Origin of the sequence: Streptomyces sp. NPDC059787 (assembly GCF_042732315.1) — a bacterium.
In the GTDB taxonomy this organism is placed as follows: domain Bacteria; phylum Actinomycetota; class Actinomycetes; order Streptomycetales; family Streptomycetaceae; genus Streptomyces; species Streptomyces atrovirens.
Genome location: NZ_JBHWHX010000057.1, coordinates 1 through 13258, shown reverse-complemented (window position 1 = coordinate 13258; position 13258 = coordinate 1). Strand labels below are relative to the sequence as shown.

The window sequence follows — 13258 nt, the reverse complement described above, 5'->3', positions numbered from 1 at the left end:
GCTACCGCTCCTTCGGCACCCGGATGTCCAGCACGCACACGTCGTCGCGGCGTTCGTCCTCCAGCATCGCCTCCAGCAGCGTGCCCAGGGACCCGGCCTCGTCACCGGGGTGGGCCGCCACGGCCTCGGCGAGACGCCCGAGGCCCACGTCGATGTTCTCCGGGGGCCGCTCCACCAGACCGTCGGTGTACAGCAGCACCCGGTCGCCCGGTTCGAGACGGCACTCGGCCTCCTCGAAGTGGGGCGTGGTGGTGCCGCCGAGCAGTATGCCGCTGGGCCGGCGCAGATACGTCACCTCGCCGTCGCGCAGCAGCAGGGGCGGGGTGTGTCCCGCCTGCGCCCAGACCAGGCGCCGCTCCGCCGGCCGGTAGCGGGCGAGCACCATGGTCGCGGTGCCGTGGCTGTCGCGGGAGTGCAGCAGCAGGGTGTTGAGCCGGGCGAGCGCGCCGGTCAGCGAGGAGCCGGTGATGACCATGCCCTTGGCGGTGAACCGCAGCTGGGCCATGGTGGCCACGGCGCCGATCCCGTGCCCGGCGACATCGCCGACGACGAACAGGGCGTCGCCGTCGGGCAGTTCGATGGCGCTGAACCAGTCGCCGCCGACGTGTATGCCGGCCTGGGCGGGAAGGTAGGCGACCTCGACGCGCAGTCCGGCCAGGTCGACCACCCGCTCGGGCAGCGGCAGCAGGGCGTTCTGCAGCCGGGCGACCAGGGACCGCTCGGCCTGGAGCACGTCGTGCTGGGTGACGATGGCCCGCTCGGTCTCCACCAGGGCGAGCTCGGCCCGCCGCCGCGCGGTCAGGTCCTGCACGAAGCCGTGCACCTCGACGGGCGTGCCGTGCAGGTCGGCCACCGCCTCGGCGGCGAGCCGCAGATGCCGGACACCGCGCGTGCCGCGGACCCGGAACGGGGTGTCCAGCGGCAGCCCCTCGTGGATCAGGGCGTCGACGGCGTGGCCCAGCGCGGACCGGTCCTCGGGCACCGCGAGCGCGGGGAGGTCGACGAGCCGGACGGGCCCGTCCGCGGGGTCCCGGCCGAGGAGCACGAAGACCTGCGACGACCAGGACGCCTCGGACGTGGTCAGGTTCCAGTTGGCCCAGCCGAGTTTGCCCAGCCGCTGCAGGTCGGCGAGCCGCTGCTCCTGCCGGTCGGAGGAGGCGTGCCGGACCCAGGTGACGACCAGCGCGCCCTCCAGCGGAGTCACCCGTACGGAGTATGTGGCCAGCTCGGTGGCGCCGTTCACGGCCTCCTGGTGGGCGAACGGCTCGCTCTCGTACGTCCCCCCGCCGGCCAGGGCGTCCAGGCAGCCCCGCCACACCGGTGTGTCGACCAGGTCGGGCCGCACCTCCCGCAGCCGCCGCCCGGCCGGATCGCCCCCGGTGCCGCCCAGGACGTCGGCCGCCTGCGCCGTCAGGGCGTCCACCCGGAAGTCCTCGGCCCCGCCGGACGGACCGCGCAGCGGGGTCAGCAGCATCGCCGGGACCGGCAGCGCCGCGAACAGCGCCCGTACGGAGTCCGGGAGCGGGTCGGCCGCGGGTTCGGACGGGGCGGTGAACGTACGCAGCCGGCCGGCGCAGAGCCGGACCACTCCGCGCAGATGGGCGCGGTCGCGCGGGGTGAAGGGGCCGGAGCGCTCGCGCAGCACACCGACGCAGATCTCGGGGCCCTCCCCGCCGGGCAGCGGCAGCCAGACGCGCGAGCGCCACCGCCCGGGCGGGTCGCCGATCAGCAGGTACCGCGTGCTGTCCCCGGCGAAGTCCTCCAGCCAGAGGGGTTCGCCGGATTCGAGGGCGTTCAGCGCGGCGACCCCGCTGAAGGGGGGCACCTGACGCCACCGGGTGGCCAGCCGTTCGTCGATCCCGGCGTGCCCGAGCAGTTCGAGACCGCCGCCGGTACGACGGCCGTAGATCATGACCGAGTCCGCGGCCAGGTCCGGCCCGAGGTGTTCCAGCAGGCACCGGGCCAGCTCCTGAGGGGTGCCGGTGCGCACGAGGACCCGGGCGAGGCGGCTCAGGGCGGCGGCGACGTCGTCGGGGGCCGAGGGTGTTCCCGGAGGGTCGGACTCGGGGAGGCCGGCCGTGGCGTCCCCGGTCTCCTCGGCCGGCCGTGCGGACGGCTCACCGGACCGGGCGGGTGCCAGTTCCCCCAGGGTGATCCAGCACTCCTCCAGCAGGGTGCGGCGGGCCGCCTTGGCCCGCTGGAGCAGGGTCTCCCCGGCGGCGTCGGCGGAGCATCCGCTCAGCGCCATCACGACCCCCTTGGCCCGCTCCACGACGGCCGATGTCGCGGCCTGCTCGCGCAGCCGGTCCATCTCGGCACGCTGCCGGGCGACGACCTTGGCCAGTTCCACCAGGTCCGGCGCGGCTCCGGGCCCTGCCGGGACAATGGGCTCCCTCATCACGCCATGAGCATCGCACACGTCTTCCGGTTCGTTGACCGGCTTGTTCGTCCGGAATCCGCGGACGGTCCTGACCTGGGGGTTGTGGCGTGCGCACCGGGTGGGGGCCGTGGTCAGCGGCCGGACTCGGCCAGGGCCTGGGTGACCGCCCGTACGCTGCGGGCGATGTGCTGGAGCTGCGTGACCTCGGCCGCGTAGAGCTTGATCGTGTGCTCGATGACCCCTTCGCGCAGTCCGGCCCGGGGCAGGTCGGACCGGGCGGTCTGCAGGGCGGTGCGGGCCACCCGGATCTCGTGCTCGACCTGGATCTGGGCGTGCCGGGCCAGCAGGACGGGGTGCCGGACGAACGCCGGGTAGCTCGCGTAGCGCGCGGGCACCAGCTCACGCAGCCACTTGGCCGCCGAGCGTTCCCAGTCGTAGCTGCCGGGGGTCTTGACCTGGCAGGGCCAGTCGGGACCGAGTCGCGTGGTCGTCAAGGGCATGGTCATCGCTTCCGGGTGTACGGCGTCGCGTGGATGGACGACGGAGTGGGGCGGCCCCGACCCAGGGGATGACCGGGGCCGCCGCGAGTGGCCGGGCAGGGGATGCCCGGCCGACACCCCGGCCGCCGGAGCGGGTAGGTGCCGGCGGCTTCGGGTGTCCGTGCAGGCGCCCGGTGCTGAGCGGCCGGGCCGTGATCCGTGAGCAGTATTTATATATGCCATCTGGTTTGCAAGACGTATGAAAACATTCATGCGTGCTTCGATACGGGAGTTTCCCATGAGGTGACCTCCGGCGGGGTCAGTCCCTGAGGAAGAACTGGTGCTCGTCGGCGACGTGCTCGTACTCGTCGAGCCGGGCCTGCGTCCGTTCCGGATCCGCGTCCGTCATGGCCTGCAGCAGCGCCGCGCACATCACGACCGGAGCGGCGTAGGAGTCGAACACCAGCCGGGATCCGGTGCCGGTGGCGAAGGTGACGTCGGCCTCGTCCACGATCGGGCCCAGCGCCAGATCGGTGATCAGCGCGACCTTCAGCCCGGCGCTGCGGGCGACCCGCACCGCGGTCAGGGTCTCCTGGGCGTGCCGCGGCATGGAGAACGCCAGCACCCAGCTGCCGCCCGCTTCCCGAGACTGCAGCAGCGCGTCGTAGGCGACGCTGCCGCCCAGCGTCACGAGCCGGACGTCCGGGTGGACACGGCGGGCGGCGTAGGCGAAGTACTCGGCCAGGGAGACGGAGATGCGCAGCCCGAGCACGGTGAGCGGAGTGGACGCGGACAGCCGGCGGCCGACCTCGATGAACCGGTCGGCGTCGGCGAAGTCCCGCCGCAGGTTCTCCAGGTTCTCGATCTCGGCGTCCACCGCCGCCTGCAGCTCGTTGCCCCGGATCTCCTCGGCGGGACCGCCGGAGCGGGTGCCGAGCGTGATCGACTGGAGCCTCTCCCGCAGCGCGGGGTAACCGCTGAAGCCGACCGCCGAGGCGAACCGGGTCACCGAGGGCTGGCTCACCCCGGCCCGGTCCGCGAGATCCGTGATCGACAGGAACGCCGCCTCGGCGATGTGCTCGATCAGGTACTGGGCGATGCGCCGCTGGCCGGGGGAGAGCCGGGGCCGGTCGAACAGCGTGCGGAGCTGGGCCGTCGGGGACACCTCCGGGTCCTGGCCCGCCTTCCCCGAGGTGATCGCGGATGCCTGTGCGCGTGCCTGCTGCGGCGATCGCACCGGTGCGCCTCCTTCGTCTCCCACGAGGGTTCAACATAGCCCACCCGCCGTGACGACCAGGCTGCTCACCGGAGCACACCGGACCGCTCCACCGGGGATATCCGCGCCTCCCGGGGGAACCCGACGGCACAGCGAGGCAGAAACCCCATGACACACCAGGAGCCACCGGACATGACCGTCCCCGAGGAGAACCGGCCGAAGACCCGGGACACCGACGACATCGTCGAGCGGCAGGACGACAACGAGGCGCGCACCCGGGGCGGTACCGGCCGCACGATGCGCGAGGCGCTGGAGGAGGCCGAGATCAAGCCCGACGACTTCCAGGAACGCTAGACCACACCCACCGTTCCCCGCCCTCGACTACAACAGCAGGTGAAAGCATGAGCGCCCTGAGCGCGCTGGAAGACGCCCTGGAGAACCGATGGGAAGCGCTGTGGGCGCGGCTGTTCGGCCGGGAGCCGGTCGAACTCGTCGACGCCCTGCGGCGCGAGTGCGACAGCCACGCCGTGGTGTGCCGGGCGGGCCGGGTGATGGTCCCCAACGCCTACGACGTGGAACTGGCCGAACCCGTGCACGAGGAACTGACCCGTCGCGGCAGCCGCGTGGGGCAGGCGCTCACCGACCGGCTGGCCCGGCACGCCGCGCGCCACGGCTACGAATGGGCGGGCCCGCTCGCCGTGCACGTCCGCCGGTCCGCCGAGGTCCCCAACGGCCGCTTCCGCGTGGCGAGCAGCGTGATGCCGCACGTGAGCGCCGACGCCTTCCTGCGCGCGGGGCAGGCGACGCCCGGCTGACGGTGCGGGTCGGCGCCGGTGGACCGTGATCGAGTGGCCGACGTCGTCGGCCGGGCGGCTGCTGTCGATCGACCCGGCCGGCCGGTCGCCTTGGCCGCCGCGAAGTCCGACACCGGCACCCCGTGCGCCTCGGCGGGCGGCACCCGGAGCGGATCGGCGGCACGGATGCCGTAGTGCGAGGGCGCCCCACCGCCCTTGTGGACCAGCCGGATCCGCTCCCCGCGGTACCGCTCGCGCAGCCGGTCGGCGAGCCGGCCGAGGTCCTGGCCCCGGTCGACGTTCGAGTCGTGCGGCCGGAACCGGGTCTTCGACGGGCCGCCGAACGCCTCGTCGGAGTACGGCCCGTCACCGGCGGCGCGGGCAGCACGCTCTTCCTCGTCGCCGCCCCGAACGCCACGCCCGCGAGCGGCAGACGGAGCCGCGGCCGTCGGCGTGCCCGCCACGGCAGCCACACCCGGGTCAGGACGGACCCGGTGGCCGGCACATCGAGCGTGGCCGGCGAACCGCGGGCGATCACGTCGGGGGAGAGGTGGTACAGCGCGAGCGCGGCCGGGGCGCCCGCCGCACCGGCCGGTTCACGGGCGAAGGCGAACACGACGAGCCCGGACAGCAGCGTCAGGACGATCACCGGCAGGCGCGCCCGGAACATCAGCCGCCAGGGGCCGTTGCCCCACCCGTACAGCAGATGCCGCCCCGACTCGCCCCGGGCGCCGTCGAATCCCGCATCGAGGTGCGGATCGGCGACCGCCACCTTGACGGCGATCACCCGCCGCAAGGCCCCTCACGGGCCCCTACTGTCGCACCGGCCCCCCGCCCACGGGGGGAACCGCCCGCGCGGCGAGTTCCTCCAGCGGGGCACCGGTCAGCCGGCACACCGTCCACTCCTCCAGCAGCTCCGCGCCGAGCGACTCGTAGAAGGCGATCGCCGGTTCGTTCCAGTCGAGCACCACCCACTCGAAGCGTTCGAAACCGTCCTCCCGGCAGATCGCCGCGAGGGCGGCCAGCAACGCCTTGCCGTGTCCGGCACCGCGGGTGTCCGGGCGGACGTAGAGGTCCTCCAGGTGCATCCCGCGCGTACCGGTCCAGGTCGAGAAGCGCGGGAACCACAGCGCGAACCCCGCGACACCGCCGGTGTCGTCGTCCTCGGCGATCAGGACGGACGCGGCGGGGTGCTCGCCGAACAGGGCCGCGCGGAGCTGCTCGTCGGTGGCGCGGGCCTGCTCGGCGGCCTTCTCGTAGGCGGCGAGTTCGCGGATCATCGCGCGGATCTCGGGGACGTCGTGCACGGTGGCTTCTCTGATCATGAGACGAGAGCCTGCGTCACCGGGCCGCACCCCGTCCAGCCGGTTCCGGTGGCCGGACCACCAGGTCGGCCCTGTCCCGCGTCGACGCGACCAGCTCGGCGTTGCGCCGGTCGCTGCGCCCGACCCACGCCACCGCCTCCTCGTGGCTCTTGCCGAACTCCTCGTGCCGGGCGATCAGCCGCCGCAGCCGCTCCTCCTCGTCCAGGACGCAGAACCACACCTCGTCGAGGAGCGGCCGGACCCGCGCCCAGGCGCCGGTGTCCAGCAGCAGGTAGTTGCCCTCCGTCACCACCAGCCGGGCCGCCGGCGGTACCGGCAGCGCGCCCGCGAGCGGCTGCTCCAGTGTCCGCTCGAAGCCGGGGGCGTACACGACGTCGTCGTACGTCTCCTCGCGCAGCCGCCGCAGCAGTGCCGCGTATCCGGCCGCGTCGAAGGTGTCCGGGGCGCCCTTGCGGCCGCGGCGGCCGAGACGGTCGAGTTCGGCGTCGGCGAGATGGAAGCCGTCCATCGGCACCTGCGCGACCCATGGCTCCCCGGTGCCGTTCAGCTCCCGCACCAGCCGCTCCGCGAGCGTGGACTTGCCCGCGCCCGGACTGCCGGCGATGCCGAGGATCGCGCGCCGGCCGCCCTGCGGAAGGGCACGGGCACGGCGGAGGAGGTCGTCGAAGGTCAGCGCCACACGGGAGAGTGTGTCACTTGGGAAGCGGGCGTCCTGCCGCCATGTGGCCCGCGCCACTCACTGTTCGGCGCCGTACGGGGAACGGTGTCCCGTATGACGGATCTGGGTCTGCCCGATGACATCCTCGCCTGCCTCTTCGACCTCGACGGCGTCGTCACCAGGACGGCCGTCGTCCACAAGGCCGCCTGGAGGGAGATGTTCGACGCCTTCCTCCGCGAACGGGACGGCGACGCCCTCCGGCCCTTCACCGACACCGACTACGACGAGTACGTCGACGGCCGCCCGCGCGCCGACGGCGTCCGCACCTTCCTCGCCTCCCGCGACATCGAACTGCCCGAGGGCGAACGCGACGACCCGCCCGACGCCCGCACCGTGCACGGCCTCGGCAACCGCAAGAACGAACTGCTGCTGGAGAGGATCCGCGCCGACGGCGTGGAGGCCTACGACGGCACGCTGCGCTACCTCGCCGCGGTCCGCGCCCGCGGACTGCGCACCGCGATCGTCTCCTCCAGCGCCAACTGCCGTGACGTACTGCGGTCGATCGGTGCCGAGGACCTCTTCGACGTCCGGATCGACGGCGTGGTCGCCGCCGAGCGCGGCCTGCCGGGGAAGCCGCAACCCGACACCTTCCTCGCCGCCGCCCGGGACCTCGGTGTCGAGCCGTCCCGGGCCGCCGTGTTCGAGGACGCGCTGGCCGGCATGGACGCGGGCCGCGCCGGGCACTTCGGATACGTCGTCGGCGTGGACCGGGTGGGCCAGACCGACGCGCTGTACGCGCACGGCGCCGACCGGGTCGTGACGGACCTCGCCGAACTCGGAGACGACAAGTGATCACACAGCGGGCGTACGCCGTCGAACCGTGGACCGTGCGCGAACGCAGCCTGGACCTCGACGTCCTGGCGCAGAGCGAGTCCGTGTTCGCACTGTCCAACGGCCACGTCGGCTGGCGCGGCAACCTCGACGAGGGTGAACCGCACGGCCTGCCCGGCTCCTACCTCAACGGCGTCCACGAACTTCACCCCCTGCCCTACGCCGAGGCCGGCTACGGCTACCCGGAGTCGGGCCAGACGGTCATCGACGTCACCAACGGCAAGGTGATCCGGCTGCTGGTCGACGACGAGCCGTTCGACCTGCGCTACGGGCGCCTCGTCAGCCACGAACGGACCCTGGACCTGCGCCGGGGCGTCCTCGAGCGGGTCTGCGAGTGGACCTCCCCGGCCGGGTCCACGGTCCGGGTGCGCTCCACCCGGCTGGTCTCCCTCACCCAGCGGGCCGTCGCCGCCGTCGCCTACGAGGTCGAGCCCGTCGACAGCCGCACCCGCGTGGTGCTGCAGTCCGAACTCGTCACCAACGAGAGCCTGCCCGGACCGGACGGCGACCCGCGCGCCGCCCGCGCCCTGAAGTCCCCGCTGGAACCCGAGGAGGACTTCGCCGAGGACCACCGGCTGCGCCTGGTGCACCGCACCCGGCGCAGCGGTATCAGGGTCGCCGTGGCCGCCGACCACGTCGTCGACGGCCCCGAACGCACCACCACCGGCTGCGAGAGCAACGTGGACATGGCCCGGCTGACCGTCACCTCCGTCCTGGAGCCGGGACAGCGGCTGCGGGTGGAGAAACTCGTCGCCCACGGCTGGTCCGGCGCCCGTTCCCGGCCCGCGATGAGCGACCAGGTGGAGGCGGCGCTGGCCGCCGCCGCGCACAGCGGCTGGCAGGGACTCCTCGACGAACAGCGGGCCTACCTCGACGACTTCTGGGCCCGCGCCGACGTCGAGGTCGACGGCGACGAGGAGATCCAGCAGGCCGTACGCTTCGCCCTCTTCCACGTCCTGCAGGCCGGGGCCCGCGCCGAGCGGCGCGCGATACCCGCCAAGGGGCTGACCGGCTCCGGCTACGACGGCCACGCCTTCTGGGACACCGAGGTGTTCGTGCTGCCCCTGCTGATCTGCACCGTGCCGGACGCCGCCGCCGAGGCGCTGCGCTGGCGGCAGACCACCCTGCCCGTCGCCCGCGAGCGCGCCACCCAACTAGGCCTGCGCGGGGCCGCGTTCCCCTGGCGCACCATCGAGGGATCGGAGGGCTCCGCGTACTGGCCGGCCGGTACCGCCGCCTTCCACGTCAACGCCGACATCGCCGACGCCGTGGTGCGCTACGTCCAGGCCACCGGCGACGAGCGCTTCGAACGCGACACCGGCGTGGAGCTCCTGGTGGAGACCGCCCGCCTCTGGCGCTCCCTCGGCCACCACGACGACCGGGGCGTCTTCCACATCGACGGGGTCACCGGGCCGGACGAGTACAGTGCCGTCGCCGACGACAACACGTACACCAACCTCATGGCCCGGGCGAACCTGCTGGCCGCCGCCGACGCCTGCAAACGGCACCCGGACCGGGCGGCGGACCTCGGCGTCGACGAGGAGGAGAGCGCCGGCTGGCGGGACGCCGCCGAAGCCGTGAACCTCCCCTACAACGACGAACTCGGCGTGCACGAACAGCACGCGGGCTTCACCCGCTACCAGCGCTGGGACTTCGCCGGCACCCGCGCCGACCAGTACCCGCTGATGCTGCACTTCCCCTACTTCGACCTCTACCGCAAACAGGTGATCAAGCAGGCGGACCTGGTGCTGGCGATGCACACCTGTGCCGGCTACTTCGAGGAGGTCTTCGGCGAGGAGCAGATCGCCCGCAACTTCGCCTACTACGAGCCGCTGACCGTACGGGACTCCTCGCTGTCGGCCTGCGTCCAGGCCGTCCTCGCCGCCCGCACCGGCCACCTGGACCTGGCCCACGCCTACACCGCCGAGGCCGCCCTCATGGACCTCGCGGACCTGGAGCACAACACCCGCGACGGACTGCACATCGCCTCCCTGGCCGGCACCTGGACGGCCCTGGTCGCCGGGTTCGGCGGCATGCGCTGGGACGACGGCAGCCTCCGCTTCACCCCCCGGCTGCCGTCGAGGCTGCGCCGCCTGGCCTTCACCCTGCGGTTCCTCGGCCGGTGCCTGCGCGTGGAGGTCACCGGGGACCGGGCGACGTACACGCTCCGCTCCGGAGCGCCGCTGACCATCCGTCACCACGGCACCGAGCTGACCGTGCGCGAGGGCGCCCCCGCCGAGCGTCCCGTCCCGCCGCCCCGGCCCCGCCCGGCGCCCGAGCAGCCCCCGCACCGGGGTCCGCACCCGCGCTGACCGGCGGCGGGCCCCGGGGCGGACGGCCGTATCCCGTCCTGCGGGCCCGTCGCACGCGGGTTAGTTTGTCGGTGATCTCCGGAACGCCGGTCTCCTGGTACCCGTCCTTCAGAGCGCAGGGCCCGTGGAACCCGGGACCCGATGACGCGCGGGAATGAGGGACGGACGATGACCGACGGCACCGGTGCCCTTCTCGCCGGCATACGGAAGCGCGAGCAGCGGGCCGGACCGGGCCCGTCACCGCGCGGCGGCACCCGCCCGCTCGCGGTGCTCGCCGCTGTCTTCGTCCTCGCCCAACTCGCCCTGGTCCGCCCCGTGCTGGGCCTCGGCTGGGACGAGATCGTCTACACCAGCCAGGTCACCTCCCACCACCCGGCCGCCTTCTTCAGCGCCCCCCGCTCCCGCGGGGTGTCCCTGCTGGTGGCGCCCGTCGCGTCCTGGTCCGAGTCCACAGCCCTGTTGCGCGTCCACCTCGCTCTGCTCTCCGGCCTCGCCCTCTTCCTGGCCCTGCGCGCCTGGCGCGGTCTGTTCCCCACCCGGGTCCTGGTCACCGCGGGCGCCTTCTTCGCCTCCCTGTGGATCACGCTCTTCTACGGTCCCCAGGCCATGCCCAACTACTGGGTCGCCGTCGGCGCGCTGACCGCCGCCGGCTGCCTCCTGCGCCACCGCGCGGACCCCTCGTCCGGCGGCCCCCTGTGGGGAGTGGCGGCGGGGGCCGCGCTCATGGCCTGGATGCGGCCCACCGACGCCGTCTGGGCGACGCTCCCGCTCCTCGTCCTCGCCCTGGCCGGCCGGCACGGGCGGTCCCTGCTCGCCCTCGTCGGCGGTCTGCTGGCGGGAGCGGTCCCCTGGGTGGTCGAGGCGTACACCGCGTTCGGCGGCCTGCGGGAGCGGCTCGCCGAGGCCTCCCGCATCCAGGGCGGACTCGGCCTGAACCTCGCCGTCGACGACCAGCTGCGCAGCCTGGGCGGGCGCGCCCTGTGCCGTCCGTGCACGGGCCAGATGCCCCACCCGGTGATCACCCTGTGGTGGTTCGTCCTGCCGCTGCTCGCCGTCCTCGGACTGATCGTCGCCGTGCGGGCCCGCCGCACCCTGCGCACCGTGGTGCCGCTGGCCTGCGCCACGACCGTCGCCCTGCCCTACCTGTTCATGATCGAGTACGCGGCGCCCCGCTTCCTCCAGCCCGCCTACGCCCTGCTCGCGATCCCGGTCGCCGACGCGCTGTGGTACCTGGTCACGGCACCGCGCGGAAAGTGGCGGCCCGCGGCCGGAACCCTGGTCGCACTCGGCCTGGCCGGTCATCTCACGGTGCAGCTGACCGTCCTCGTGCACACCGTGGACCGCAACGTCGACAGCCGCCGGGACTGGGCCCGCACCGCCGACGACCTGCACCGGCTCGGTGTCCGCCCGCCCTGTCTGATCACCGGCCACGAGGCGATCCCCATCGGCTACTACACCGGCTGCTCCTCCGGCGCGACCGCCGGTAACAACGAGAACACCACGGCCGCCGAGATCCTGCGCACCGCGGACCGCGTCCCGGTCGCCGCCCTCACCGGGCCCGGCGGCACACCGCCCGGCTACGCCCGCTCCTGGCCCGTCCACCGGATCGGCGGCCTCGAAGCCCGTATCGCCCCGGCGCCCGGCTCCGGCTGACGGCGACGGGTTTTCCGCGCACCCGGTCCAGGTAGGAGTCGGTTGTCGGTGCGCGAAGGAGCGACGAGGGGGAAACGGTATGGCGGAGAGCGACCACGAAGGGCGGCTGGGGGATGAGTTCTTCACTGCGGGAAGCTCGTCCTTCACCGAGTTCCTGGCGGCCCACCGCCCCGAACTGCTGGGCACGCGCACCTTCCCCGAGGGCGTCCGTGCCGCGGAGGTCCCGCACGGCACCACGATCCTCGCCCTCACCTACGGCGACGGCGTACTGATCGCCGGTGACCGCAGGGCCACCATGGGCAACCTGATCGCCCAGCGCGATCTGGAGAAGGTGCTGCCCGCCGACGACCACACCGCCGTCGCGATCGCCGGCTCCGTGGGGATCGCCCTCGACATGGTGCGGCTCTACCAGGTCGAACTCGCCCACTTCGAGAAGATCGAGGGCATCCCGATGACCCTCGGCGCCAAGGCGACCCGGCTCGCCACCATGATCCGCCAGAACCTCGCCCAGGCGATGCGGGGCCTCGCCGTCGTCCCGCTGCTCGCCGGCTACGACACCACCGCGCCCGGGGGAGGACGGGGCCGGATCTTCTCCTACGACGCCGCCGGCGGCCGCTACGAGAAGCACGGCTTCCACACGGAGGGCTCCGGATCCCCGTACGCCAGAGGCGCCCTCAAGAAGCTCCACCGGCCCGGCATGTCCCGCGACGAGGCCGCCCTGGCCGCCCTGGAGGCCCTCTACGACGCCGCCGAGGACGACTCGGCGACCGGCGGCCCCGATCTCTCCCGCCGCATCTTCCCGGTCGTGTCGGTCATCACCGAGGACGGCTACGAACGGCTCGACGAGACCGAGATCCGGCGGCTGAGCCTCGACGTGGTCGGCCGGCGCCACTCCCGCCCGGACGGCCCGAACGCGCCCCTCTGATCCTTCCTGTCGCCGAACGCACTGGGGTTAGAGGTCGCGTCACGGGAAACGCGGATCTGACACCCGAGGCGAACGAGCCGACGCAGCGCGACAGGGAGGAAACCATGGGCACCGAGCCGATGGGGGACGACGCCTACCAGCCCACCGGGAGCAACGAGGAGCAGGAGGACGCCGCGCCGCTCGACATGCAGGACGCCCTCGACGAACGGACCTACGACGACACCCTCGACGAGGGCTACTCCCCGCCGGAGAAGCCGCTCGGCGTGACCAAGTACGGCACCACGGCCGCAGAGCAGCACGACGGGGAGAGCCTCGACCAGCGGCTGGCCCAGGAGGTGCCGGACGCGTCCGCGCCCGCCGGGGACGCGGTGGGCGACCTCCCCGGCGGCGAGGGCGAGCCGGTCGACCCGGAGGCGGGCACCGGCCGCGCCGGACGCCTGGTCGCCCCGGACGAGGGCGCCCACCCGGACACCACCAAGGAGTCCGTCGCCGAGGACGTCGGCATCGACGCGGGAGCGGCCGGCGCGGAGGAGGCCGCGATGCACGTCGTGGAGGACGAGACGGCGCTCCCGGAGGACCGGGACAGAACCTGACCCCGGCACGGCGCCGCCGGCCCGGTGCGATC

Annotated in this window: 12 protein-coding genes and 1 pseudogene; 7 read left to right on the top strand and 6 right to left on the bottom strand. The window is 73.6% G+C overall.

Annotated elements, in window-relative coordinates:
* Position 1: 1 nt before the first annotated feature.
* The 3 genes from ACFV5H_RS33275 to ACFV5H_RS33265 all read right to left on the bottom strand — a co-directional run bounded on the left by ACFV5H_RS33275 (position 2) and on the right by ACFV5H_RS33265 (position 4096).
* Positions 2–2398, bottom strand: a complete 2397-nt coding sequence (locus ACFV5H_RS33275; RefSeq protein WP_385055522.1) for a SpoIIE family protein phosphatase — start codon at positions 2396–2398, stop codon at positions 2–4.
* Positions 2399–2511: 113 nt separating this feature from the next.
* The gene (locus tag ACFV5H_RS33270) at positions 2512–2886 is read right to left on the bottom strand and encodes a hypothetical protein (RefSeq protein ID WP_385055525.1); all 375 of its coding nucleotides are present in this window, start codon (positions 2884–2886) and stop codon (positions 2512–2514) included.
* A 292-nt stretch (positions 2887–3178) separates the two neighbouring features.
* A complete protein-coding gene (locus ACFV5H_RS33265; RefSeq protein ID WP_385055528.1) occupies positions 3179–4096 on the bottom strand; it encodes a MurR/RpiR family transcriptional regulator in 918 nt (305 codons plus the stop codon).
* Between the two features lie 171 nt (positions 4097–4267).
* Here ACFV5H_RS33265 and ACFV5H_RS33260 point away from each other — a divergent pair, with 171 nt between their 5' ends.
* Positions 4268–4429 carry a hypothetical protein gene (locus ACFV5H_RS33260; protein WP_385055531.1) on the top strand — a complete coding sequence of 54 codons (162 nt, stop codon included), beginning with the start codon at positions 4268–4270 and terminating at the stop codon, positions 4427–4429.
* 47 nt (positions 4430–4476) lie between these two features.
* Positions 4477–4890 (top strand): DUF3662 domain-containing protein, encoded by a 414-nt coding sequence (locus ACFV5H_RS33255; RefSeq protein WP_385055554.1) that lies wholly within the window; start codon positions 4477–4479, stop codon positions 4888–4890.
* 12 nt (positions 4891–4902) lie between these two features.
* On the opposite strand, the pseudogene ACFV5H_RS33250 reads toward ACFV5H_RS33255, so the two are convergent.
* The 3 genes and pseudogenes from ACFV5H_RS33250 to ACFV5H_RS33240 all read right to left on the bottom strand — a co-directional run.
* Positions 4903–5656, bottom strand: a pseudogene (locus ACFV5H_RS33250) (glycosyltransferase family 39 protein); the annotation flags it as partial.
* Positions 5657–5681: 25 nt separating this feature from the next.
* The gene (locus ACFV5H_RS33245; protein ID WP_385055533.1) at positions 5682–6194 is read right to left on the bottom strand and encodes a GNAT family N-acetyltransferase; all 513 of its coding nucleotides are present in this window, start codon (positions 6192–6194) and stop codon (positions 5682–5684) included.
* Between the two features lie 16 nt (positions 6195–6210).
* Positions 6211–6873 (bottom strand): nucleoside/nucleotide kinase family protein, encoded by a 663-nt coding sequence (locus ACFV5H_RS33240; RefSeq protein WP_385198554.1) that lies wholly within the window; start codon positions 6871–6873, stop codon positions 6211–6213.
* A gap of 93 nt (positions 6874–6966) precedes the next feature.
* Here ACFV5H_RS33240 and ACFV5H_RS33235 point away from each other — a divergent pair, with 93 nt between their 5' ends.
* From ACFV5H_RS33235 to ACFV5H_RS33215, 5 genes are all read left to right on the top strand, one after another.
* Entirely contained in the window at positions 6967–7704 is a 738-nt protein-coding gene (locus ACFV5H_RS33235) for an HAD family hydrolase (RefSeq protein WP_385055538.1), read from the top strand.
* On the top strand, positions 7701–10055 hold the full coding sequence (locus ACFV5H_RS33230; RefSeq protein ID WP_385198553.1) for a glycoside hydrolase family 65 protein: 2355 nt from the start codon (positions 7701–7703) through the stop codon (positions 10053–10055). Before ACFV5H_RS33235 ends, ACFV5H_RS33230 begins: the two co-directional genes overlap by 4 nt.
* 168 nt (positions 10056–10223) lie before the next feature.
* Positions 10224–11708 carry a hypothetical protein gene (locus ACFV5H_RS33225; protein WP_385198552.1) on the top strand — a complete coding sequence of 495 codons (1485 nt, stop codon included), beginning with the start codon at positions 10224–10226 and terminating at the stop codon, positions 11706–11708.
* A 79-nt stretch (positions 11709–11787) separates the two neighbouring features.
* A complete protein-coding gene (prcB, locus tag ACFV5H_RS33220; RefSeq protein WP_385055545.1) occupies positions 11788–12633 on the top strand; it encodes a proteasome subunit beta in 846 nt (281 codons plus the stop codon).
* Positions 12634–12737: 104 nt separating this feature from the next.
* Positions 12738–13226, top strand: coding sequence for a DUF5709 domain-containing protein (locus ACFV5H_RS33215; RefSeq protein ID WP_385055548.1), 489 nt, complete (start codon positions 12738–12740; stop codon positions 13224–13226).
* The last annotated feature ends 32 nt before the right edge of the window (positions 13227–13258 follow it).